Genomic DNA, 21016 nt, shown 5'->3' with positions numbered 1-21016 from the left:
ATCGGTTAGAATTTCGAAAAATATCTGGGTATTCGATATGCCACTTAAAGGGGTGGCGCGCTAAATAAATTTCGCTAGGTTACGCGTCGGGAACGGGGGCGAATCGCGTGCCATTTATCGCTTCATTACTGCGGCGTGTATATCTCTCGCTCAGCGAATTGGCCTGGTCCGCCCTTTTTATTCTTCTGGTGATCCATCTGGCCGCCTCCTACCTGCTCTTTGTGCTGGTCGGCGAAGGCGATCTCGTCGGCAATCCGATCGATTTTATTTACTACTATATGGTGACGGCAACGACTGTCGGCTATGGAGATCTTTCCCCAAAATCGGGATTTGGCCGGATCATTGCCGTCCTGTTCGTTCTTCCCGGCGGCATTGCCATATTCACCGCCGTTCTTGGCAAATTGTTGACAACGATCGGCACGATCTGGAGGAACCGTATGCGCGGATTGGGTGACTACAGCGAACGCACCGGCCATATCATCGTCCTCGGCTGGCAGGAGGGGCAGACACACCAGACGCTGCGGCTGCTGCATGCCGAACGGCAGGCGAACGAACCGATGAGCGTTCTGGTTGCCAAGGAGCTTTCGGAAAATCCCGCCAGCGACTACGCCGACTATATCAGAACCGAGCGGCTCGCCGATGCCGACGCTCTGATGCGGGCCGGGGTGGCGCAGGCCCGCGCGATCATCGCGCGCGGAGCAAATGACGACGAGACGCTGGCCGCCGTGCTGATTGCCGAAGACCATGCGCCGAATGCCCATATCGTCGCTTATTTCGCCGATGACCGCACCGCCCAGATGGTCAAACAGCTGCGGCCGCGCGTTGAGGCGGTGGGTTCGCTCGCCGAGGAGCTCTTGTCGCGTGCAGCCCGCGATCCGGGCTCTTCGGAGATCACTGCACGGCTGCTGTCGGCTGCCTCCACCGACACGGCGTTTTCGCTGCCGGTGCCGCCTTTGCAACGGCCCCTGCTCTATGGAGACGTGTTTTTAAGCCTCAAGCGTGAGCATCACGTGACACTGGTGGGCTTGATGAGCCAGGGCATCACCGACCTCAATTGCCGGGACGAGGTGCTGGTGCGGGGTGGCGAGACCCTTTACTACATCAGTGGAATGCGGCTAGATCCCGCTGCCATCGCTTGGGCTCGAATGGGAGACGCATCATGATCGGCTGGTTCGGCAGAGACAAGGACGAAAAGCCCTTGCCCAGAGAACTCGGCCCCTTGGGCGCCGCCATCGGCGGGGCTCTGGAGATCGATTTCCTCTCCCTCGAGGCCGAGGCTTTAGGGGGCGAGCCGGCCATGCCGCTGCCACGGAGCGGCCCCTTCATCATTGCCGGCTACGGCGAGATTTCGCTCGATGCCGCAACGGTTCTGTCACGTTACTACGATGAAGACCACCGGATGATCCAGGTGATGTCGGCGTCGGGCCAGCCGGGCGATGCCGTCGACGACATCAGCTTTTATCAATCCTGGGACAGCGTCGTGCCCGCCGGGCAGAGCGAATGGCACCGCTGGACCGGGCCGGGCGGCCTGATCGGCCAGCCATCCTACGATGCCGACGGTATCCTCTATAGCCGCTTCTGGGGCGAAGGGCCGGAGCGCGCGCAACTGGTGGAATTTGTCGAAAAGGTCGACGATGGCGACGTGCAGCGCTCCATTCACCAGACCTGCATGCTGTATTATCGCCCGCTTGGCTCGACCCGCGAAATGCTGCTGATCAACGTCGAGCGCGATCTCGACGTCGGACAAAGCCAGGCGGGAAGCTCGGTGGAATTTCTGATCGGTTACGGACTGGCTCCAGCCGACGTCCGCCGCGTCTGACACCCTATCAATTTTTGACGGAGGAGTTTTTCCAATGCTCGATTACGTGGCGGGTCTGCCTGCCTTCCTTGGTTATTTTGCCATCGGTCTTGGCGCCTACGCTGTTTTCGCGGTGATCTACACATTCCTGACGCCGCAAAAGGAGGTCGAGCTCATTCGTGCCGGCAATCTCGCCGCCGTCACGGCATTCCTGGGCGCGCTTGTCGGTTTCAGCCTGCCGCTGGCCTCGGCCGCGGCCAATTCGGTCAGCATCATCGACTACATCATCTGGGCGGCGATCGGCATCCTGGCGCAGATCCTTGCTTTCTATATTGCGAATTTCACCATGCCGGACCTGCATGAGAAGATCACGGCCGACAATATCGCCGCGGGCATATGGGGCGGCGGCATCGCATTGGTCATCGGTATTCTCAATGCCGCCTGCATGACCTATTGAGGGGAGGGAACGATGCGCAGACGTAAGAGCGGGCACAGACGACCTTTCCTCGCCCTTGGCACGATCGCTGCCTCGACCCTGGCGCTATCCGGTTGCGGCGACCAGACGCCCTCGGAGGTCATGTTCACCTCCGTCGACCAATGCGTGACCTCAGGCATGGACCGGCAGGTCTGCCAGGCCGGCTATCAGGATGCGATGCGGGCTCATCTCGCCACCGCGCCACGTTTCAACGGCATGGCGGCCTGCGAGGCCGAATACGGCGTGGGCCAATGCACGGAACAGCCGGCCAATTCAGTTCCCAACAATAGCGGCGGCAACGGCAGCTTCTTCACGCCGTTCCTGGCAGGCTACATGCTGTCTTCGGCACTGAACAACATTACCGACTATTCCGATTATCGCCGGCGCCAGGAGGCGAACGGCTATTACTACGGTTCGACGCCGATTTATCGCAATCGCGCAGGGCAGACGTTGACGACGACGGTTCGCTCAGGCGGGGCGGGCAGCGACAGTGTGACGGCGCCCTCGCGCCAGAGCGTCAAGCCTGTCAACGTCAACACCCGCACCGTCGCCCGTCAGGGCTTCGGGGGCCGTTCGTCGTTCAGTTTCGGCGGCTGACATGAAGCGGATCACCCTTCCGGCCCGTCCCGACTGGCGTGACAAGGCGCGGGCCGTCGGCTTCGGTTTTCACGTCATGTACGGCGAGCCCTACTGGCTCGACGATGCCGCCTATACGTTTACGCTCGATGAGATCGAGACGCAGATCGAAGAGCCGAGCCAGGAATTGCACGACATGTGCATGGATATGGTCGGGGATATCGTCGGCAGCGAAGAGGCGCTCGACCGGCTGGCCATTCCGGAGGATCTGCGCGATGTGGTGCAGCGGTCCTGGCAGCGCCGCGACCGGCACCTCTACGGCCGGTTCGATCTTGCCTATGACGGCACCGGTCCGGCCAAGTTGCTCGAATATAATGCTGATACGCCGACCGCGGTGTTCGAGACAGCCTATTTCCAATACAACTGGCTGACCGACCAGATGGCTTTGAGTGCCCTGCCCAAGGATGCGGACCAGTATAATTCCCTGCAGGAAAGCCTTGTCGAGGCGTTCGAGCAATTTCCCAAAGGGCCGATCTTCCACTTCGCCGTGATGACCGACAATGAGGAGGATCGAGGCACGACCGTCTATCTGATGGACTGCGCAGTGCAGGCCGGTCATCGCGTCGAGCTTCTCGACATAGGTGAGATCGGCATCGATGCGGAGGGCCGCTATACCGACCTGCAGGATCGGGTGATCGACCGCTGCTTCAAGCTCTACCCCTGGGAATTCATGCTGCGCGAGCCGTTCGCCCGCGAACTCGCGCGCTGCGGCGATGTCTTCATCGAGCCCGCCTGGAAGGCCGTGCTCTCCAACAAGGGGCTTCTGCCTCTGCTCTGGCAGCGCCACCCCAATCACCCCAACCTGCTGGCGAGCTATTTCGCCGACGACCCGGCGGCTTCGGCCTTGACGGATTATGTGCGTAAACCGCTGCTGTCACGCGAGGGCGAGAACGTCACGATATTCCGCGATGGCCGGGAATTTGTTTCCGCTCCCGGCGATTACGGCGACGAAGGCTTCGTCGTCCAGGCCTATGCCCCGCTTTTCGAAAGCGAAGGCGGCTTCGCCGTGCTCGGCAGCTGGGTCGTCGGTGATCGCGCCTGTGGCCTTGCCGTGCGCGAAGACCGCTCGCGCATTACCGCCAACCTGTCGCGTTTCGTACCGCACGTCATTATCGATTAAGAGGGACAGATCCTCTTATGCAAACATCAGAAACCGTTCTCATGACTGATCCTGTCCGCGCCTATTCAATGCCCGGAACCTGCTTTTTTGATCTGGCTCCAGCTGCAGGCGGCGAGCCCTATCGCATATTCCTGTCCATTCCGGCGCAGACGCCGCCGCCGGCAGGATGGCCGCTTCTGGTGATGACCGACGGCAACGCTACTTTCCCCTTCGCGGCTGCCAGCCTTGTCACGCAGGCGCCTTATCCCACGGGAACGAATGTCGGTTGGGGGGTGATCGCCGCGATCGGCTATCCCACCGACGAGCCCTATGATGCGCTCCGCCGGTCTTGGGACCTCGGTCCTCCACCGATCAAATCCTATCCGCCCTTCGTCGAGGGCGGTCCGCCGGTGGTCATCGGAGGGACCGGCAAACTGGTGGATTTCATCGAGACCGAGTTGATACCGCGGATCGCGGATATGGTGACCCCGGATCCGCAGCGCCGATCGCTTTTCGGCCATTCCTTCGGCGGCCTCTTTACCCTTTATGCCCTGTTCGAGCGTCCGGGTCTGTTTGCCAACTGGATCGCGGCCAGCCCGACCATCTATTGGGAGAACAGTGAAATCCTCAACAATGAGGCGCAGCGTCAACCCATTCCGGGAAAGGCCGCCTTCCTCCATTTATCCGCGGGGGAATACGAAGGCGATGAGCTGGCCCCTTTTCAGTATCGGAACGAGGATGCCGCCCTACGCCTGGAGAAGAGGAAGACGGAGCGGACGGTCCTTCTTGCGCAGGAGATGGCGGAGCGATTGAGCAGTACGGCCGACGGATTGCGTGCCGAATTCGAACTTTATGCCGGCCAGACCCACATGTCGGTTCTTGCTGCGGCTGTGAACCGTGCGGTCAGCATCGCGTTTGCCGTCGACGGATTGGACGTCAGGTGACGCTCTCTGTAAGACTTCATCGATCGGCTCCGTTACTCGGAATGCCCCGTATTGAAAACTTTCCATGGCTGGGCTCACGAACGAACCGCCGCGGATCTTGCTGCGATCTTGGTCGGCTAGGGTAGTTCGGCCGACGGACTCCTCATCTGTCGGCCCAGCGGAAAATCAGCGGACATGCTCTAAGGTCCTGAAGCGGGGGCGATCTGCATTTGCGCAGGAGATTGCGCTGTCGAACTCGTCTTTTCTGTTCCAATACCCGGCTTCAGATTGCCGGTCGCATCAGTCGAGGCCTGCGGATTTGCCGACAGCTGGTCCGTGCCGATTGGCTGCGGCGAGATTTTGCCGTCGGAGGAAGCAATGCGCCAGACAGTATTGCCGGCGTCATCGGCAACCAGGAGGGCTCCGGTCCCATCGATCCCGACGCCGACCGGCCGTCCTTTTGCCTGGTCACCCTGGATGAAGCCCGTTACCACATCCTGCGCCTTGCCGGATGGCTTGCCGTTTTCGAATGGCACGTATACTACCTTGTAGCCGTTGAAGCTGTCCCTGTTCCAACTGCCGTGCTCGCCGATGAAGGCGCCATTGGCATAGGCGGTTGGAAGCGCCGAATTCATCGAGAAGGTCAGTCCGAGCGCCGCGACGTGGCTTGACAGAGCATAGTCCGGCGGGATCGCCTTATCGACCATGTCCGGCCGCGGCGGATGCACACGCGCATCGATATGTTTGCCATAATAGCTCCAAGGCCAGCCGTAGAAGCCGTCTTCCTTCACCGAGGTCATGTAATCAGGAACAAGGTTCGGACCAAGTTCGTCCCGCTCGTTGACGACGGTCCACAGCGCGCCCGTCTCGGGGTTGAAGGTCAGGCCGTTCGGATTGCGCAAACCGGAAGCGAAGACGCGCGCTGCGCCGCTTTGTCGATCGACCTGCCAGATCGCCGCGCGTCCCTTCTCGGCTTCAAGGCCGTTCTCGACAATGTTTGAGTTAGAGCCGACCGAGACGTAAAGCATTTTCCCATCCGGACTGAGCGCCAGATCCTTTGTCCAATGGTGATCGATCGGACCACCTGGAAGCGGGGTCAGGAGCTTCGGTTGGGCTGAGATTTCATTCTGCCCAAGTTCGTAGGGGTAGGCGAGGATGGCACCTGTTGAAGCGACATAAAGAGTGTTGTCGATCCACGCCACGCCGAACGGCGAATCCAGCTTCTTCAGGAGATCGTGCGTCTCGTCCACCGTGCCGTCGCGGTTGGTGTCACGCAGCAATGTGATGATGTTGCTTTCTTTCTTCTCACCAACATCGCCATGGGAGATGGACATGATCCAGCCACGGATGAAATCCTTCGGCCGTGAGGTCGGTTCGACAGACGGTCCGCGGGACTGGATCACCAGCACGTCGCCATTCGGCAAGGTATGGACCGTCCGAGGGTTGGCGAGGCCCTTGGCATAGGCCGTGACCGTCAAGCCTTCCGGCGCGGCCGGCGCCTCGCCATCCTTCCACCCGACGACCTCCGCCACCTTCAGGTCCGGAAGCAGGGAGAAAGCCGGATCCGGGAGGACCGGGTTTGGTCCGATTTGCTGAGAAATATCAAAATTTCCGCTCTGCGCGTAAGCCGCAAGGCTCACGGCCACTGATAACGACAGAACGGAAGCGCCGAGGATCTGGGGCTTCATCATCATATCCTCCAGGCCAGTCTGGCATATTTGTGGGCAGAAACGGCTGCAGCCCCGAGGCAGAACAGAAAAGTCGCAGCCGAGAGCATCAGTCCATAAGGCACCACGGCCGTCCAACCGTCGCCCGCATGGACAAGGCTATTGGCAAAGGCGAGTGCCAGTATGATCAGGTAGAGGAGGGCAGACAGGACGGGAGGCCGCAGCGGGCGGGTGCGCGGACGCAGCAGATCCATTAATCCGGCCAGAATCGCAAACCCACCGAACACCAGTCCGGCGAATAGCAGCCAAGCGGAAAAATTCTGCCACATCAAATTGCCGCTCTGCCAGAAAGCGATATCGGTCGCGAGTGCGAGCGTAAAGCAGACGAAGGGAAAAGGCACAAAGAGCGACTGTAGCGGGTAGGCGGCCGCGTCTCTATCCCTGGAGGAAAGTATAGCCATGAGCATGCTCCATGGGGCAAAGTGCTTGGAGAGTGCCTACCAAACCGCCGCGGCAGGAGATGGTTCCGTATTCGTGGAACGACTGCGGCACGGCCTAGGCGAAGTATGGTCGGCTGGCCGTTCCTGAGTGACCGATACAGGGCCGCGGTGCGAGACGATCCTACGGCGAGGCGTGAACGCCATCGAGGATCTGCTGCGCCGCGGCCCGCGGCGCGGCGACGGAATGGCGCTTGACGAGCGAGCATTCGAGCTTGGCGATCGGATAGCGCTTGCCGGGCATGGTTTCCGGGTTGAGATGTTCGATCGCCCATTGGCCCATGGCAAGATGGGGTAGGACCGATGTGGTCAGCGGGGGGACGAGGTGGCGTGAAATTTCCTCGTCGTCATAACCCACCACCGACATGTCCTGGGGAATGCGAAGTCCCGCATCCTTGAGCGCTTCGTAGCAGCCGATCGCCGTGCGGTCGTTCTGGCAGAAGATCGCGGTCGGCGGCTCTTTCAGAGCAAGCAGTTTCATCGTGGCGGCATAACCGGCACCGGCCGACCAGTCGCCTTCGATGACCAATTCCGGATCGAAGGGGATATCGGCGGTCGCGAGCGCCCGGCGATATCCCGTCAGCCGGTCCTGTGCAGCCTGCATCCAGATTTCGCCGGTGATCGTCGCGATGCGATGGTGCCCGTGCGTGATCAGATGCCGCGTGGAACTCTGCCCTCCGGCGATCTCGCTTGGCACGACGGCTGGAAAAGCATGGTCCGCCGTATAGCAATTCAAGAGGACCGTCGGGATGTTGAGCTTGCCGATATAGGAGGGAAGCTCGATCTGGCGGGTATAGATCGTCATATAGATGAGCGCCGATATGCCGCCGCTCGTCAACGCCTTGATGGCTTTCGGCTCCATGACAGGATCACTGAGCGTCTGGGCGACTAACAAGACATTGCCGGCGTTCCAGGAGGCTTGCCGCGCCCCTTCGATCGCAACGATCGCTTCCGGGCTGGTGGCAAGCTGATCCACGGCGAAACCGATCACGTTGTCCAGCCCCGAATAAGAGGCCTTCGCCGTATAAGTCGTCCCGGTATAGCCAAGCGCCCGTGCCGCCTCCCATACGCGGTCGCGGGTCTGCTGCGAGATACGGGTGCCGGGTGTGTGGTTGAGAACGAAGGAGACGGCCGCCTGCGAGCAGCCGGCCGCGGCGGCGATATCCATCATCGTCACGCGGGCAGGCTTGTCCGCGGCCGGCTTATTGCTCTTTGGGCTCTTGGCTTGTCGCATTCGGGAAAGCTTGTCTCTGCTTGGATTTGCTGATTTGGTAATGAGTATTAGCATCTATCTGAAAGCGTTGGCAATTGCATCACTTTGCTGCAATGCCGGCAGTTGCTGGAGATTGCCAGTACAAAATTGCATTCTGGTCGGTGCATGATGAAATGTTTTGATCCGCATTGATAATACTATTTACTAATTAAAATTCTTCTATACCGTCACGGAGCGATCGGAACCAATGCCATTCGTCGCTGCGCGACGGCCCTGGGAGGGGGCGCATCCGGCCGGCCGTAAGTCGAAAACGGGCCCATGCGACTGCGGCCCCTCGGGAGGTGTATTATGAAACAGCTGAAACGCAATGCAGCCCTGTTCTTCGCCGGTTTGATGCTGAGCGCGGCGCCGGCTGCCGTATCGCATGCCGCCGACAAGCCGACACTTGCCTTCGTCGTCAACGGAGCGTCCGATTTCTGGAAGGCCGCAGAGGCGGGGGTGAAGAAGGCTCAGGCCGAAATGCCGGACTACCAGATGGAACTGAAATATCCTGAGCAGGCGGCCGTCGCCATTCAGCAGCGTCTCATGGAAGATCTCGTCAGCGCCGGCGTCAAGGGGATCATGGTCTCCGCCGTCGATCCCAAGACCCAGACGGACGGCCTGAATAAGATCGGCTCGCAGACCGCTCTCTTCACGACCGACAGCGACGCGCCGCAGACCAACCGCGTCGCCTATATCGGCTCGTCCAATGTCGACGCCGGGATGCAGGCCGCCGAAATCGCCAAGAAGGCGATGCCGGACGGCGGCAAGTGCATCGGCTTCGTCGGCCTGCTCGGCGCCGACAATGCCAAGGAACGCATCCAGGGCATGAAGGACGGCCTGAAGGGCACGAAGATCGAGCTGGCGGATGTCCGCGGCGACGATATCGACCAGACGCGCGCAAAGAAGAACGTCGAGGACGCGCTGGTGGCCAGCCCCGATGTCACCTGCATGGTCGGCTTCTATTCCTACAATACGCCGCGCATCTACGAGGCGCTGCGCGACGCCGGCAAACTCGGCCAGATCACCGTCGTCGGCTTCGATGACGATCCGATCACGCTCGGCGGCGTCAAGGAAGGCACGATCGCAGCGACCGTCGTGCAGCAGCCGTTCGAGTGGGCCTATCAGGGCATGAAGCTGATGGCCGCCTATCTCAAGGGCGACAAATCAGGCGTTCCCAGCAACGGCCTGATCATCATCCCGACGGTGATCATCGGTAAGGATGACGTTGACAAATATGCCGCCAGCCTGAAGGCCATGGCTGGAAAATAATCTCTTTCGCGGCAGCGGTGCTTGCCGCCGCCGCGACGCACACTTTGTGCCGACACAGCATGAGAGCAGCAGCCATGGACAGGCGATGAACCATAGCTCCGACATTCCGTCACCGGACCCGCCCGCAACGCCGTTCCTGTCGCTTTCCGGCGTCGGCAAGACCTATCCGGGCGTCGTTGCGCTCGAGGGCCTGTCGATCGACATCATGCCCGGGGAGGTTATCGGCCTCGTCGGCGAGAACGGGGCTGGAAAATCGACGCTGATGAAGATTCTTGGCGGCGTGATCGGGCCCGACCGAGGCACGATCCTCCTCGACGGGGCCGAGCATCGTCGTCTCACGGTGGAGTCGAGCATTTCATCCGGCATCGCCTTCGTGCATCAGGAACTCAATCTCTTCGACAATCTCGACGTGGCGGCCAATATTTTCCTCGGCCGCGAGCCGCTGAAGGCCGGACCTTTCAAGCTCGTCGATCGCGATCGGCTGCGAGGCATGGCGAAGCCGCTCCTGAAGCGCGTAGGCGCGCATTTTTCCGCCGACACGCCGGTGGCGTCGCTTTCCCTTGCCGAGCAGCAGATGGTGGAAATCGCCAAGGCGCTGTCCATCAACGCCAGGCTCGTTATCTTCGACGAGCCCACTTCCAGCCTGCCGCTGGACGAAACCGAGCGGCTGCTCAGCATTATCAAATTGCTGAAAGCCGATGGCATCAGCGTCATTTTCATCTCGCATCGCCTCCACGAGGTTGAGCGCGTCGCAGACCGGGTCGTCGTGCTGCGCGACGGCACGCTTGTCGGCACGCTCGCCAGGAAAGACATCGGCCACGATCAGATGGTCAAGCTGATGATCGGCAGGGTGCTTGCGGCCCGGACCGCAAAACCGCAGCGCTCGCCGGGCTCGGTGGCGCTGAAGGCAAGCGGCGTGCGCACCGAGGCCTATCCCGGCCGTCCCGTCGATCTGGAAATCCGCTATGGAGAAATCATGGGGCTTGCGGGCCTCGTCGGGTCCGGCCGTACCGAGCTTGCAAGGGTCTTCTTCGGCATCGACCGGAGCTATGGCGGAAGCATCCTGCAGGACGGGCAGGAAATTTCCGTCCGTTCCGCCCGCGACGCCGTTGATCGCGGCATTTTCCTGGTGCCGGAGGATCGCAAGCGCAACGGCATTCTTCTCGATTTCCCGATCGCCCAGAATATCACCCTTGCCGATCTTCCGAAGCTTTCCAGCCGCTTCATGCTTTCTGCCGAACGGGAGACGGCGGCGGCCGAAAAGCAGCGCCTTCGCCTGGCAATTAAGGCGCCTTCCGTTTCGACGCGAACCGGCACTCTGTCCGGCGGCAACCAGCAGAAGGTGGTGCTGGCCAAATGGCTGTCGATGAGCCCGAGGGTGATGATCTTCGACGAGCCGACTCGCGGCATCGATATCGGCGCCAAGAACGAGATTTACGGCCTGATGCGAGCGCTTGCCGATGCCGGGGTCGCGGTCCTGATGATCTCCAGCGACATGGAAGAGGTGATCGGCGTTTCCGACCGCATCGCCGTCATGCACGAGGGCCAGATCGCCGGCATATTGGAAGAGGACGAATTCAGCCAGGAAAGCGTCCTTTTGCTTGCTGTCGGCAAAAGCGTAAAATAGCGGCTGCGGCCAATAGACAAGTATCGGGGAATGGATCTCGAATGGTCAAAAAAGATCTTGGACTGCTGCTTTTGATCGTCGTCGTCGGCATCGTCGTCGCCATCATCAATCCGCGCTTCCTGCTGCCGATCAACCTGGCCAACACCGCCAACCTGATCGGCCTGTTCGGCATCCTGTCGATCGGCCAGGCCTTTGTCATCATTACCGGCGGTATCGAGCTTTCCGTCGGCTCGCTCGTCGCACTTCTCGGCGTGTTGTTCGTCGATTTCATCGCGGTCCAGGATATGTCCTGGATGCTGGCGCTGCCGCTTATTCTCGCGCTTGGCGCGGTCATCGGCGCCGTGCACGGCTGGCTGATCACCCGGCTCAACCTGCAGCCCTTCGTCGTCACCCTCTGCGGCCTGCTGATTTATCGCGGGGCAGCGCGCTTCTACACCGCCGACGGGACGGCGGGCTTTGCATTTGGCCAGAATTTTCCGGAGCTCGAATTTCTGACCGCCGGACGGTTCTACGGCGTTCCCAACTCCTTCATCGCACTCGTTATCATTGCCGTTGTCATGTGGATCATGCTGCATCGCTCGGTCTTCGGGCGTTATCTTTACGCGATCGGCAAGAATGAGGAAGCGGCCCGCTATTCCGGTATCCGCACCGGCCGCATGATCATGTCGGCCTATGTCATCTGCGGCCTGCTGACGGCGCTTTCGGCGATTTATTTCGCCATGTACACACGCTCGATCTCGCCGGCGAGCCATGGCCAGTTCTACGAACTCTACGCGATTGCCGCCGCCGTCCTCGGCGGCTTTTCGCTGCGCGGCGGCGAGGGCTCGATCGTCGGCGTCGTGCTCGGCACGGTCCTGCTCCAGGAGCTGCAGAATCTCGTCAATCTGCTTGGCATCCCGTCATCGCTGAATTTCGCCGTCATGGGCGGCGTGATCCTCATCGGCGTCCTGATCGACCAGCAATGGCATGCCATCCGCGCAAAGCGCCGCGTTATCTCCGCCGCCCGGCAGACCGAAACCCGCCATTCGAACGAAGGTAGTTTGCCGGTGGCTGCGAATCAGGACTAAATCAGACGACAAGCCGTGCCGCCCGGTCGAGTTTGCGCTCCGAAGGCGCGATGCTGCGTGAGAACAAGACAACAGCATGAAGTTGTGTCTGCATTCACGCGGTGCGCCGCACGGTTGCCTGGTTGGTAGCCTGTGCTCCATAATGCGTATGCGACAGTTGGGCCAGTTGGAGATGCGAAAGTCTCGCCTCTTGACGTGCTGGGCAATGCCAATGTCGATGTTTTGGGTGTGGAAGCCAACAATCGGCACATTGGCCCGCGCCGCCAGGTGGCGCATCCCAGGGTTGGCCACTGCGGTTCAAAATTCCAGGGCTGGTGAGCGATCTCGCGCCTGAGCGCACGGCTGATCCATTCTGCCACCCGCAGGCCCTCGCGGTCCGCCGCCGACTGGACGTCTGCCCTGATATCCTCGGGAATGCCAACAGCCATCGATGGTTCTGCCATGGCCATGTCTCCATCCGTCAAAGGATTACGGTTGATAGTTGATAGCAATGCAGCGCATCGCAAACTCCATCAATCCTATCTCGTCAGATAGTCGTTCCGTACGCGTGGGCGCTGGCAAGCAAGCTGCTGTCCAAGCGTGGATCATCGACAAGCTGCGATCGTCGGCCAACGTTTTGCGGTGACTCGCGCCAGCCGTTCTTTCGATGCCCCAACTGAAGAGGTTCCAGCGCTCCGTCTCCTATAACCAAAACTTGAAATTTGGGGCGTCGCCTAGGGGCCCGGGCTGTCAGCATGCTGAAGCCCGTCATGGCAGGACTTCACCCGAGCCTCCATCCCTGACGCGGTTGCGCTTGCGACCCGGCGGCCGCAAGGGAAGCTTCGCCGCAGACATCCTCACAATCTCTCTCGAGTTCCCGCCGCGCCCTTGCAGCCGCCGGTCTTCGCGCCGGCAGATGGGTGACCCTCCGTGTCGGAGGGACAAAGAGGAGAAGAAAAATGGATCGGCAACAAATTGAATTGGTACGCTCGAAAGTCTCCTGCGCGAGCGTCCTGGTCGCGGCCGGCTTTCTATTGGACAAGCAGGAGAGCACCAGGCGTGCCTTGAAGTTCAGACGCGGCGGCGAAATCGTCATCGTTACCCACGATGGTGCCGGCTGGTTCGACCCGCTGTCTGACAACAAGGGCGATGTCTTTGCGCTTGCCTGCCTTCTCGACCGGATCCCGTTCAACGTATCTGTCGAGAGGGTGGGAGGCCTAGCCGGTGTCGATTGCCCACCAGGTTTTTCGCCGCCCGGATTAAGGATCAGGCGCGGCGCGCCGTCGCCGCTCATTGAGCGCTGGGACGGCCGCCCAGCTCTCGTTCTCAACTCCGCCGCCGGTCGCTATCTGCATCATGAACGTGCATTGCCACCGGTTCTGTTGAATGTAGCTGCACGCGCCGACGTCGTCAGGCAAGGCCCTTACGGCAGTACGTGGTTTCGTCACGAAGATGGCAAGGGTGGTCTCACCGGCTGGGAAGAGCGGGGACCCACGTGGCGGGGATTTTCCTCAGGCGGTACGAAGACGCTCTATCGGTTCGGAAAGCCGACGTCGCCCCGGGTCTGCATCACAGAAGCAGCAATAGATGCACTCAGCCTGGCCGCAATTGAGAGGCAGCGTGTCGATACGCTTTACGCCAGCACCGGTGGCGGCTGGTCACCGTCAACCGTTGAGGCCATCAAGGCAACCGCCGCTGGCGCGATGTTGGTCGCCGCCACCGATGCTGACCCGCAAGGGGAGGTCTATGCTGATCGGCTGCGCCAGATCGCTGACCGTGCTGGCTGTGACTTCATCCGTCTGTTGCCGCGGGCGGCCGACTGGAATGAAGACCTTCAACGCAAGCGGGAATGGGGTTCGGCCTTTCCGTCCGATCGGCAAACGCTCCGGCGGTAACAGCGGCAGCGCTGAAGGCGTTTCTATTCGCGTCGATGTCGCTTCAGGCGAGCACCGGTCGTTGATAGTTCATCACGTACCGCCCCTCGGTTTTGCTGCGGTCTGAACCGGTCGCTTCCCGGTCAAAGGCCGCGTTCCGCGCCGCGTGGCGGCAGTCTCGACGCGTGCTTCGCAAGACGTGGCCGCGTTTTCCGCAGACCGCTTCCCGGCCAGCGGCCTCCGCAACCCCACCTCGCTTGTCCCGCATCGTCCTGGCCTTGGGCCGGGCCGCTTGCCCGGTTCCATATCGACCGCACCCGAGGGACAGCACCGGATGAACGGACCCTCGGGCTTTGCTTAACCAGACAGACAAGGACATCGACCATGGCATCGCTCAACCGTTCTGCAAAAGCCCGCCCGGCCGCCCAGCGCGCCACCACCCTCGAAATGGTCCGCCACGCCTGCCCGGACAGCGCCCAGGCGCTGCGCATCTCCGAAAGCTTCGGCCTTCCCGTCATCGACAGTGACGGCATTCGTGACCTGCATCGCAGCCAGCTGATCGAGAGCGCCGAGGCGCTCAAGGACGGCCTCGGGGAGAAAGCCATGCAGATCCACATGCAGCGCATGGTCGGCTCCTTCATCGGCTCGGCCCACGGTGCCGGCCAATTCTACAGCCGCTCGGTGACCGAGGCACGCGACCTCACCACAAAGCTCGCAAGCGAGCTTCGCGACGAAGATCTTGACGGGCCAGTCGGTTTCGACAGCCGCGCCCAGCGCAAGCGCGAGTTTGCCGCCGACATGGGCCTGCAGGCTCACGTCCTTCGCATGGCGGCTGAAGGCGCGGTCTCGGCCTACGAGGACATCACAGGCGAGACCTGGAAGCCTTATGAGCACAACGGCTCGGCCATTGCAGCGCCGACGATCGACCAGAAAGCAGCCTCGCTGCAGATGTCGGCCTTCGATTGATCGAAGGGGCGAAAGCCCCTTCTCTCAATCCCACGAAGCCGGCGCGTTTTGCGCGCCGGCTTTCCTTGTGCTGAGATCGCAACGCCGATTGCGGTTCGTCCCGGTAGGCGGTCTAGCGGCGCCGGAGATGGACGGACGCAACGGGCAACCCGTCCTCCACTCCGTTCCGGCCCGCCTCCCAAGTTTCCAACATTCAATCTCGTCTCCCAGCGGGTGCGCCGCCTCCGGACGCCGCTTTTTCGACCGCCGTGGCGAACCGCGATCGGCGCGGTCCACGGACAGGAGATAAGATGATGGAAAACAGGATCACGAAAGAAGTTGAAAACGGGGCGGCAACCACGACGGAACCGCGCGCCGATGTCTATGCGCGCATCACCGCCAAGATCACCGCCGCCCTTGAAGAGGGGGTGCGCCCCTGGGTGCAACCCTGGAACGGCGCTCATCTGACGGGCCGCGTCTCACGGCCCTTGCGCCACAATGGCGAACCCTATTCCGGCATCAACGTGTTGTTGCTGTGGTCGGAAGCGATGGCGCGTGGTTACGGTGCATCGACCTGGATGACGTTCAGGCAAGCACGCGAGCTCGGAGCAAGCGTTCGAAAGGGCGAGACCGGCTCGATGGTGGTCTACGCCAACCGCGTCACGAAGACGGAGACCGACAGCGGCGGCCGCGACGTCGAGCGCGACATAGCCTTCCTCAAGGCCTACACGGTCTTCAACGTCGAACAGATCGATGGTCTCGGTGACCGTTACGCCAATATGCGCCATGACATCGTTCAACGGCCGTTCGACCGGCTCGCGGATGCCGATGCCTTCTTCGCAGCCACCGGTGCCATCATCCGCCACGGCGGGGCGAAAGCCTTTTATGCGCCGGTCCCAGACATGATCCAGATGCCGCCGATCGAGACCCTCCGCGACGTCGAAAGCTATTACGCAACGCTCGCGCACGAGAGCATCCATTGGGCAGGCGCGGCGCACCGCCTCAACCGCGACCTGTCCCGATATTCCAAGGATCGCAGTGAACGCGCCTGCGAAGAATTGATCGCCGAACTCGGTGCGGTTTTTCTCGCAGCCGATCTCGGCATCGTGCCGGAGATGGAGCCTCGCCCAGACCACGCGAGTTATCTTGCGTAGTGGCTCTTGGTCTTGAAGAACGACAAGCGCTTCATCGTTCAGGCGGCGGCCCAGGCCCAGCGGTCGGTGGCATTTCTTCACGGTCTGCAGCCACAGTCGCGACAGGATGCGGCCTAGACATCGCTGCAAGACAATATGCCGACTGCGTCGGAAACGGTCGCGTCCCCTTTGGGGACGCGGGTCTCTTCTCTCTGACGTCCTATTCTACTCCCGCAAATCCGGCGTCAAGGACGGCGCGGTACCCCCAATTTTGCCGCGGGCGACAAAATCGGCTCCCCCGCTTGCAAGCCGCGTTCCGCGGTCCTTGACCCCTCTTTGCGAGGGAGTGGCCGATCTCCGTCATCAAGATGAAGGAGATCACATTATGACATCCGACGATAATCTCACGCTCTACGCCAATCTCGCCGGCTTCCGCCTGATCGTCCTTGCAAACCGCCTCGGTTGCGATAGCGCATTTTCCCAAGCGCTTCACGATCGTCTGATTGAGGGGCTCGATGCAGCCATCGATCGGGTTCGAACCATCATGGATTTGGAGCAGCGAGTGTTGGTCGGCGAGGAATTTGCGGCTTTCCGATTGGAGCGCGAAATCGAGATTTTTGGGCGGTTCACCATCAATCTTCTCGATGAGCTCGATATCGACTACGACACTCACGAGTTTCGCCTTGACGGAGGACGCTGGATCAGCGCCTTGACCGTCGATGACGCTGGCGTCCACGTCGACTACCCCGCATTGGTTTCGCTGACCGATGAAGAATTGGGCTCTGTGGCGCCCTTGATACGGGATATTGTGCGGCAGACAGGAATTGCTTTCAGGCCCGTCGCTTCGTTGGCACACAAGATCGGCTGACATAGATCAGCCCTCACAGCGAGGGGCGCATCACGCTCCTCGCCGCGCTTAATCATCCGGCCGATCGTCACCAATCCAATTGCATGAATCGCATAGAATACGTATTATAGGTAATTCACTTGGAGATATGGCCATGAAGCAGTTTACCTTCTCAGACATGAATAGAGCCTCCGGCGAAATCCTCGAGGCTGCTCTTATCGAACCGGTGAGCCTGACAAAACGTGGCAAGGACAAACTCGTCATTCTAACGGCCGAGCAATATCGAAAGCTGATCGGGCGTTCCCATACGCAGGCCTACGACCTTATCGAGGCGCCTGAAGACGTTCATCAGGAATTGATGACCGGCCTTGATGATATCATCGGGAATGACAATGCTTGAGCCTGGGCAGCGTCCGGTTTTATTATCTATGGAGCCGTCAGGCGTCGGCGGGAGAAGAGTCGGGCCGCAAGGCGAGACCCGTTTGTGCCGTCGTTCGCACCGCCGCGGTCCCAGGCGCAGTTTTTCTTTTCCCCATCACGTTGCAATCGCCCGGCACCGAGCGGCTGTCCCTTTCCATCAGCCAGATGGAGTGCCGTCGCGCCGGGCTGGATTTCCCCTGCTGGATCATTCTCGACGAATATAATCGGGTTGAACTCGACAAGGCATTCGACTTCGAGACGACTACACCGATTGGCAGCTTCAGCCCGGCCTTTCTCGGGATCATCGCCGGCGCCGTCAAACAGGCGGCCGCGGCCCGAAAACTCGCAGGCATCGCGCGTTCGTAACGACGATCGGCTCGTGTTGTCGGAAAGAGGGATCGATAGATCCGGCGCCGTCGGAGACGAAGTGACGCCGACGGTGCCATGGCCTCTTCCTTCAATGTGGGCAAGGCACACCCACTGCGGTCTCGATGGGGCATGTCTGACCGAAGGCCGCCTCACGCTGTTCGGCTCGCTCGGCATCCGCAACGGCCGGCTCGTTTTCTTCCCCTGGCCGGCTAGGCCGCCATTCCTCGCGAAACAAGAAAGCCTCGGCCAACGGCCGTCCTCCACTTCGTTACGGCCCGAGGGGTGCGGTCCGATCGTCTCCGGTCTTGTCGACAGCCATCGAGGCCGCGATGGGCGCGGCCCGAGCAACTGAAAAGGATGACGACAATGGCTACTATTGGCTCTTTCACCGCTTCTGAAAACGGCTTCTCAGGTACCATCAAGACCCTCAACCTCAACGTCAAGGCAAAGATCGTCCGCGTCGAACGCTCGTCGGAGGACGCTCCCGATTTCCGAGTCCTGGCCGGCAATGTCGAGTTCGGCGCAGGCTGGCAGAAGCAGGCCCGCGAGAGCGAGCGCGACTACATCTCGGTGAAGCTCGATGACCCGAGCTTTGCAGCCCCGATCTACGCGACGCTCACCGAAGTCCAGGGCCAGGAAGGTCTGCAGCTCATCTGGTCGCGCAACACCCGCCGTTGACGAAACTTGAAAAGCCCCGCTCGATTCGAGTGGGGCTTTTCCCTGTCACTTGTTGAGCGCATCCTTCAGCGCCTTGGCTGGCGTGAAAGCCAGCTTTTTGGCAGCGGCGACCTTGATGGTCGCCCCGGTTGCTGGATTGCGAGCCTCGCGCTCCGGTGTCGCCTTGACCTTGAATTTGCCGAAGCCCGGAAGCGACGTTTCGTTGCCGGCGACGGCGGCTGCCGTAATCGCAGCGATCACCGCCTCGACAACCACCTTGCCCTGGGCTTTGGTCAGGCTGTGGTCAGTTGCAATCTTGTCAGCGATTTCATTGGTGGTGGTCATTTTCGTCTCCGCATCAGGTGTGACGCCAAATCCGTGCCATTCTATTTGACGTCTGTCATTGACGTGTTGTGGCAAATGTCGTCGCAGGCCCCGGCTTTCCACAGTTTCCGGGCCGTCAACTGGCTTTGGACCCAAGCCGCCAAAGAACGCGCTATCCTCGATAGCCTTCGACCTTCGAGAAGGCTTGAAGAAGGTGCCATACGGAGAGGTATTATCTGCTCAGTCCGTCCAAGGGTGCCATGGCGGCATGAAGGCCTCAAGGACGAGCGGTGCCCCCAATTTTGCCTCCGCTCCGGTTCCCTCCGCTCCGACAAAATCGGCACCCCCACTCGCCGGCTCCGCCGGTCGCTGACGCGATCCCTGACCCCTCCATCCCGCCATGACCGGGCACATCGTCTTTCACGTCCACAAGGAGATGACGACGATGCTGCTGGAACAACACATGGAAGAACTTCGGCTGGAACTGCGGGAAGCAATTGATCCGGCCGAGCGTCGCGAGATCGAAGTCGAGCTGGAGCTGGCACGCGCCGAGGTTGCCGTGATCATCGCCGAAGAACAAGGCTGGGCCACCTCCGAGCCTCCCTTTTAAAGGAGGCTTTTTCTGCGTCACCAAGCCTGACCCACCGGATCGACCGGCGCGTCAGGCCTGAAGCTCCGCTTCGCATGCAATGTTAAAGGGAGACCCGCTTCTACTACTTCTTTTGGCGGGCGAGGGCAGATGAGGAGGCTACCTACCGACTGTGGCCTTTCGGGCGATAGCCGCGAGAACTCTTCTGGCGGAGAAGTTCGAGGAACAGTGACACCGCCTCTTCTTCTCTGGCGAAGACGTGGATCTTCGATTGCCCGCGTGCACCGATGCGGCCCCAGGTTCGCGTCAGGCATGGTGTTCCGAACAGCGTCGGCTCAATCGACAGGGCGTAGAAGCGCGCCATGTTCTTCGTCCTGTCCGTGCGTTCGGCATAGAAATAGTACGGCTGGGTCAGCATGGTCAGAGCATTGCCCGTCCCGATCTCGGCGTCCAACGACACTTTTGAATCGGTCAGTTCCGTTCGATTCATGCTGGTGATGAATGCTCCGTTGGAGGCGCAGCCTGCTGGCGAGCGGCCTATGGCCGGGCGTGCGCTGCTCGCGCCGTTCCGCTGCTCCCCGAGCCGGCGTCGCCGTCTCGGCCTGCGGTAACGATCACTCTCGGTGATCCCCTCGGTTCAAAACGGTGATGGATGGTTCCTAGTTTGGGGATATTGCCCGCACCGCACTTTGCCATCGCGGGGGTGTCGGTTAAACCTCTCGCTAGCGGCAAGCTGGAATCAACAATGGACGAGACAATCAAAATCGACAGCCGAGGCGACTTCGGGCTCTGGGCGATCGAAGCGGCAAAGCAGATCGTCGGCGAGCAAGGCTTTGAGCTAGCCAAGGCGGCCCGTGACGGTAGTGAAGAAGATCTCCGCTCCGCAGGCAACGCTCTCGGACAGGCGATCACCGACGTGCTGCTGGAATTATATGACGGCTTGCTCGACGGTGCTCCCGAAACATAGGTCGATTTGGCGGTCGAGGCCGCGGGTGATTCGGGCCGAACTCGAGAGCCGCGTAAGCGCCGAGCCGACCTTTCGAGGCGCCGATCACCGTCATTCTAGCCGGCGCAGACGGTTCGACTCGAACCGGGGCGTATCCCTCTGCCGCCGGTTTCTAATATCTCCGACGCTGTAATTATCCTCCAGCCAACCCAGCCTTGACGACGATCCCGCCGAGCAGGATTCTTTCCCGCGTGTCGCGCTTGCGTTCAGCCGTCATTTGAAACCTGCCCCTCCGCTCCAGGACCATTATCTGCTGGTCGACGCGTTTGAGGAGCAGGGACAACGACCCCTTTCTTTTCCCCCTTGCGAAACCGCGCGGCGATCTCCTCGACGATACGATCGACCTCCTCATCGGCGATCTCCATCTCGGCCAGGCCGGATTTCGTCGCAGCGCGGGCAAAGCGCTCGGCCGATTTGACGATCAATAGACGTTTGCGTTCGCGCAGCCTCTCGATCTGGGCGTCGAGGTCGGAGATCGATGATTTGGTCGACATTCGCGGTTCCTTTCCGAGTTCAGATAGCGCGATGTTCGATTATACTGACTATAATAAGATAGTAAA

Annotated in this window: 23 protein-coding genes and 2 pseudogenes; 18 read left to right on the top strand and 7 right to left on the bottom strand. The window is 60.8% G+C overall.

Annotation, left to right across the window (positions count from 1 at the left end):
- Positions 1-107: 107 nt before the first annotated feature.
- From CO657_RS25915 to CO657_RS25890, 6 genes are read left to right on the top strand one after another with little or no spacing between them, the layout of a single operon-like run.
- Positions 108-1163, top strand: coding sequence for an ion channel (locus tag CO657_RS25915; protein ID WP_054185220.1), 1056 nt, complete (start codon positions 108-110; stop codon positions 1161-1163).
- The gene (locus CO657_RS25910; protein ID WP_054185219.1) at positions 1160-1819 is read left to right on the top strand and encodes a YjfK family protein; all 660 of its coding nucleotides are present in this window, start codon (positions 1160-1162) and stop codon (positions 1817-1819) included. Before CO657_RS25915 ends, CO657_RS25910 begins: the two co-directional genes overlap by 4 nt.
- 34 nt (positions 1820-1853) lie before the next feature.
- Positions 1854-2255: a DUF350 domain-containing protein gene (locus tag CO657_RS25905; protein ID WP_054185218.1), complete on the top strand. Its 402-nt coding sequence runs from the start codon at positions 1854-1856 to the stop codon at positions 2253-2255.
- Positions 2256-2267: 12 nt separating this feature from the next.
- A complete protein-coding gene (locus tag CO657_RS25900; protein ID WP_054185217.1) occupies positions 2268-2870 on the top strand; it encodes a DUF1190 domain-containing protein in 603 nt (200 codons plus the stop codon).
- A gap of 1 nt (position 2871) precedes the next feature.
- Complete coding sequence (locus CO657_RS25895) at positions 2872-4029, top strand: glutathionylspermidine synthase family protein (RefSeq protein ID WP_054185216.1); 1158 nt, start codon at positions 2872-2874, stop codon at positions 4027-4029.
- Positions 4030-4070: 41 nt separating this feature from the next.
- Positions 4071-4952, top strand: coding sequence for an alpha/beta hydrolase (locus CO657_RS25890; RefSeq protein ID WP_054185215.1), 882 nt, complete (start codon positions 4071-4073; stop codon positions 4950-4952).
- A gap of 179 nt (positions 4953-5131) precedes the next feature.
- Here the strand turns inward: CO657_RS25890 and CO657_RS25885 are convergent, their stop codons facing one another.
- From CO657_RS25885 to CO657_RS25875, 3 genes are all read right to left on the bottom strand, one after another.
- The gene (locus tag CO657_RS25885) at positions 5132-6622 is read right to left on the bottom strand and encodes a PQQ-dependent sugar dehydrogenase (RefSeq protein ID WP_082366347.1); all 1491 of its coding nucleotides are present in this window, start codon (positions 6620-6622) and stop codon (positions 5132-5134) included.
- Positions 6622-7059, bottom strand: coding sequence for a DUF2231 domain-containing protein (locus tag CO657_RS25880; protein WP_054185214.1), 438 nt, complete (start codon positions 7057-7059; stop codon positions 6622-6624). The genes CO657_RS25885 and CO657_RS25880 overlap by 1 nt, the downstream gene beginning before the upstream one ends.
- Positions 7060-7219: 160 nt before the next feature.
- The gene (locus tag CO657_RS25875; protein ID WP_054185213.1) at positions 7220-8329 is read right to left on the bottom strand and encodes a LacI family DNA-binding transcriptional regulator; all 1110 of its coding nucleotides are present in this window, start codon (positions 8327-8329) and stop codon (positions 7220-7222) included.
- Between the two features lie 327 nt (positions 8330-8656).
- Between CO657_RS25875 and CO657_RS25870 the strand changes: the two genes are divergently transcribed.
- From CO657_RS25870 to CO657_RS25820, 10 genes and pseudogenes are all read left to right on the top strand, one after another.
- A complete protein-coding gene (locus CO657_RS25870; RefSeq protein WP_054185212.1) occupies positions 8657-9619 on the top strand; it encodes a sugar-binding protein in 963 nt (320 codons plus the stop codon).
- Between the two features lie 85 nt (positions 9620-9704).
- A complete protein-coding gene (locus CO657_RS25865; RefSeq protein WP_054185211.1) occupies positions 9705-11246 on the top strand; it encodes a sugar ABC transporter ATP-binding protein in 1542 nt (513 codons plus the stop codon).
- 41 nt (positions 11247-11287) lie between these two features.
- The gene (locus tag CO657_RS25860) at positions 11288-12313 is read left to right on the top strand and encodes an ABC transporter permease (RefSeq protein ID WP_054185210.1); all 1026 of its coding nucleotides are present in this window, start codon (positions 11288-11290) and stop codon (positions 12311-12313) included.
- A gap of 938 nt (positions 12314-13251) precedes the next feature.
- Positions 13252-14187, top strand: coding sequence for a DUF3991 and toprim domain-containing protein (locus CO657_RS25855; RefSeq protein ID WP_054185209.1), 936 nt, complete (start codon positions 13252-13254; stop codon positions 14185-14187).
- Positions 14188-14550: 363 nt separating this feature from the next.
- On the top strand, positions 14551-15132 hold the full coding sequence (locus CO657_RS25850) for a hypothetical protein (RefSeq protein ID WP_054185208.1): 582 nt from the start codon (positions 14551-14553) through the stop codon (positions 15130-15132).
- A 293-nt stretch (positions 15133-15425) separates the two neighbouring features.
- Positions 15426-16382 (top strand): annotated as a pseudogene (locus tag CO657_RS25845) (ArdC family protein).
- 247 nt (positions 16383-16629) lie between these two features.
- Positions 16630-17112 (top strand): hypothetical protein, encoded by a 483-nt coding sequence (locus tag CO657_RS25840; RefSeq protein WP_054185207.1) that lies wholly within the window; start codon positions 16630-16632, stop codon positions 17110-17112.
- Between the two features lie 133 nt (positions 17113-17245).
- A complete protein-coding gene (locus tag CO657_RS25835) occupies positions 17246-17491 on the top strand; it encodes a type II toxin-antitoxin system Phd/YefM family antitoxin (RefSeq protein WP_054185206.1) in 246 nt (81 codons plus the stop codon).
- Positions 17488-17877, top strand: a complete 390-nt coding sequence (locus tag CO657_RS25830; protein ID WP_063856457.1) for a hypothetical protein — start codon at positions 17488-17490, stop codon at positions 17875-17877. The genes CO657_RS25835 and CO657_RS25830 overlap by 4 nt, the downstream gene beginning before the upstream one ends.
- Positions 17878-18246: 369 nt before the next feature.
- On the top strand, positions 18247-18558 hold the full coding sequence (locus tag CO657_RS25820) for a DUF736 domain-containing protein (RefSeq protein ID WP_054185205.1): 312 nt from the start codon (positions 18247-18249) through the stop codon (positions 18556-18558).
- Between the two features lie 45 nt (positions 18559-18603).
- On the opposite strand, the gene CO657_RS25815 is transcribed toward CO657_RS25820, so the two are convergent.
- Entirely contained in the window at positions 18604-18882 is a 279-nt protein-coding gene (locus tag CO657_RS25815; protein WP_054185204.1) for an HU family DNA-binding protein, read from the bottom strand.
- A 424-nt stretch (positions 18883-19306) separates the two neighbouring features.
- Here CO657_RS25815 and CO657_RS36925 point away from each other — a divergent pair, with 424 nt between their 5' ends.
- The gene (locus CO657_RS36925) at positions 19307-19471 is read left to right on the top strand and encodes a hypothetical protein (RefSeq protein WP_164918691.1); all 165 of its coding nucleotides are present in this window, start codon (positions 19307-19309) and stop codon (positions 19469-19471) included.
- 142 nt (positions 19472-19613) lie between these two features.
- On the opposite strand, the gene CO657_RS25810 is transcribed toward CO657_RS36925, so the two are convergent.
- Positions 19614-19868, bottom strand: a complete 255-nt coding sequence (locus tag CO657_RS25810) for a WGR domain-containing protein (protein ID WP_054185281.1) — start codon at positions 19866-19868, stop codon at positions 19614-19616.
- Positions 19869-20195: 327 nt separating this feature from the next.
- Here CO657_RS25810 and CO657_RS25805 point away from each other — a divergent pair, with 327 nt between their 5' ends.
- Complete coding sequence (locus CO657_RS25805) at positions 20196-20417, top strand: hypothetical protein (RefSeq protein ID WP_054184720.1); 222 nt, start codon at positions 20196-20198, stop codon at positions 20415-20417.
- Between the two features lie 181 nt (positions 20418-20598).
- Here the strand turns inward: CO657_RS25805 and traD are convergent.
- Together traD and CO657_RS25795 are read right to left on the bottom strand one after the other, a co-directional pair.
- Positions 20599-20703, bottom strand: a pseudogene (traD, locus tag CO657_RS38305) (conjugal transfer protein TraD); the annotation flags it as partial.
- On the bottom strand, positions 20663-20950 hold the full coding sequence (locus tag CO657_RS25795) for a TraC family protein (RefSeq protein ID WP_054185202.1): 288 nt from the start codon (positions 20948-20950) through the stop codon (positions 20663-20665). The gene CO657_RS25795 and the pseudogene traD, both read right to left, overlap by 41 nt.
- Positions 20951-21016 lie beyond the last annotated feature (66 nt).

The organism is Rhizobium acidisoli (assembly GCF_002531755.2).
GTDB classification, from domain to species: domain Bacteria; phylum Pseudomonadota; class Alphaproteobacteria; order Rhizobiales; family Rhizobiaceae; genus Rhizobium; species Rhizobium acidisoli.
This window is presented reverse-complemented; position numbering and strand designations above follow the sequence as displayed.

Bases quoted from the DNA above. Each gene is read 5' to 3' on its own strand.
- CO657_RS25910 (WP_054185219.1), top strand. From the start codon at position 1,160: ATGATCGGCTGGTTCGGCAGAGACAAGGACGAAAAGCCCTTGCCCAGA.
- CO657_RS25905 (WP_054185218.1), top strand. From the start codon at position 1,854: ATGCTCGATTACGTGGCGGGTCTGCCTGCCTTCCTTGGTTATTTTGCC.
- CO657_RS25900 (WP_054185217.1), top strand. From the start codon at position 2,268: ATGCGCAGACGTAAGAGCGGGCACAGACGACCTTTCCTCGCCCTTGGC.
- CO657_RS25895 (WP_054185216.1), top strand. From the start codon at position 2,872: ATGAAGCGGATCACCCTTCCGGCCCGTCCCGACTGGCGTGACAAGGCG.
- CO657_RS25890 (WP_054185215.1), top strand. From the start codon at position 4,071: ATGACTGATCCTGTCCGCGCCTATTCAATGCCCGGAACCTGCTTTTTT.
- CO657_RS25885 (WP_082366347.1), bottom strand. From the start codon at position 6,622: ATGATGAAGCCCCAGATCCTCGGCGCTTCCGTTCTGTCGTTATCAGTG.
- CO657_RS25880 (WP_054185214.1), bottom strand. From the start codon at position 7,059: ATGGCTATACTTTCCTCCAGGGATAGAGACGCGGCCGCCTACCCGCTA.
- CO657_RS25875 (WP_054185213.1), bottom strand. From the start codon at position 8,329: ATGCGACAAGCCAAGAGCCCAAAGAGCAATAAGCCGGCCGCGGACAAG.
- CO657_RS25870 (WP_054185212.1), top strand. From the start codon at position 8,657: ATGAAACAGCTGAAACGCAATGCAGCCCTGTTCTTCGCCGGTTTGATG.
- CO657_RS25865 (WP_054185211.1), top strand. From the start codon at position 9,705: ATGAACCATAGCTCCGACATTCCGTCACCGGACCCGCCCGCAACGCCG.
- CO657_RS25860 (WP_054185210.1), top strand. From the start codon at position 11,288: ATGGTCAAAAAAGATCTTGGACTGCTGCTTTTGATCGTCGTCGTCGGC.
- CO657_RS25855 (WP_054185209.1), top strand. From the start codon at position 13,252: ATGGATCGGCAACAAATTGAATTGGTACGCTCGAAAGTCTCCTGCGCG.
- CO657_RS25850 (WP_054185208.1), top strand. From the start codon at position 14,551: ATGGCATCGCTCAACCGTTCTGCAAAAGCCCGCCCGGCCGCCCAGCGC.
- CO657_RS25840 (WP_054185207.1), top strand. From the start codon at position 16,630: ATGACATCCGACGATAATCTCACGCTCTACGCCAATCTCGCCGGCTTC.
- CO657_RS25835 (WP_054185206.1), top strand. From the start codon at position 17,246: ATGAAGCAGTTTACCTTCTCAGACATGAATAGAGCCTCCGGCGAAATC.
- CO657_RS25820 (WP_054185205.1), top strand. From the start codon at position 18,247: ATGGCTACTATTGGCTCTTTCACCGCTTCTGAAAACGGCTTCTCAGGT.
- CO657_RS25815 (WP_054185204.1), bottom strand. From the start codon at position 18,882: ATGACCACCACCAATGAAATCGCTGACAAGATTGCAACTGACCACAGC.
- CO657_RS36925 (WP_164918691.1), top strand. From the start codon at position 19,307: ATGCTGCTGGAACAACACATGGAAGAACTTCGGCTGGAACTGCGGGAA.
- CO657_RS25810 (WP_054185281.1), bottom strand. From the start codon at position 19,868: ATGCTGACCCAGCCGTACTATTTCTATGCCGAACGCACGGACAGGACG.
- CO657_RS25805 (WP_054184720.1), top strand. From the start codon at position 20,196: ATGGACGAGACAATCAAAATCGACAGCCGAGGCGACTTCGGGCTCTGG.
- CO657_RS25795 (WP_054185202.1), bottom strand. From the start codon at position 20,950: ATGTCGACCAAATCATCGATCTCCGACCTCGACGCCCAGATCGAGAGG.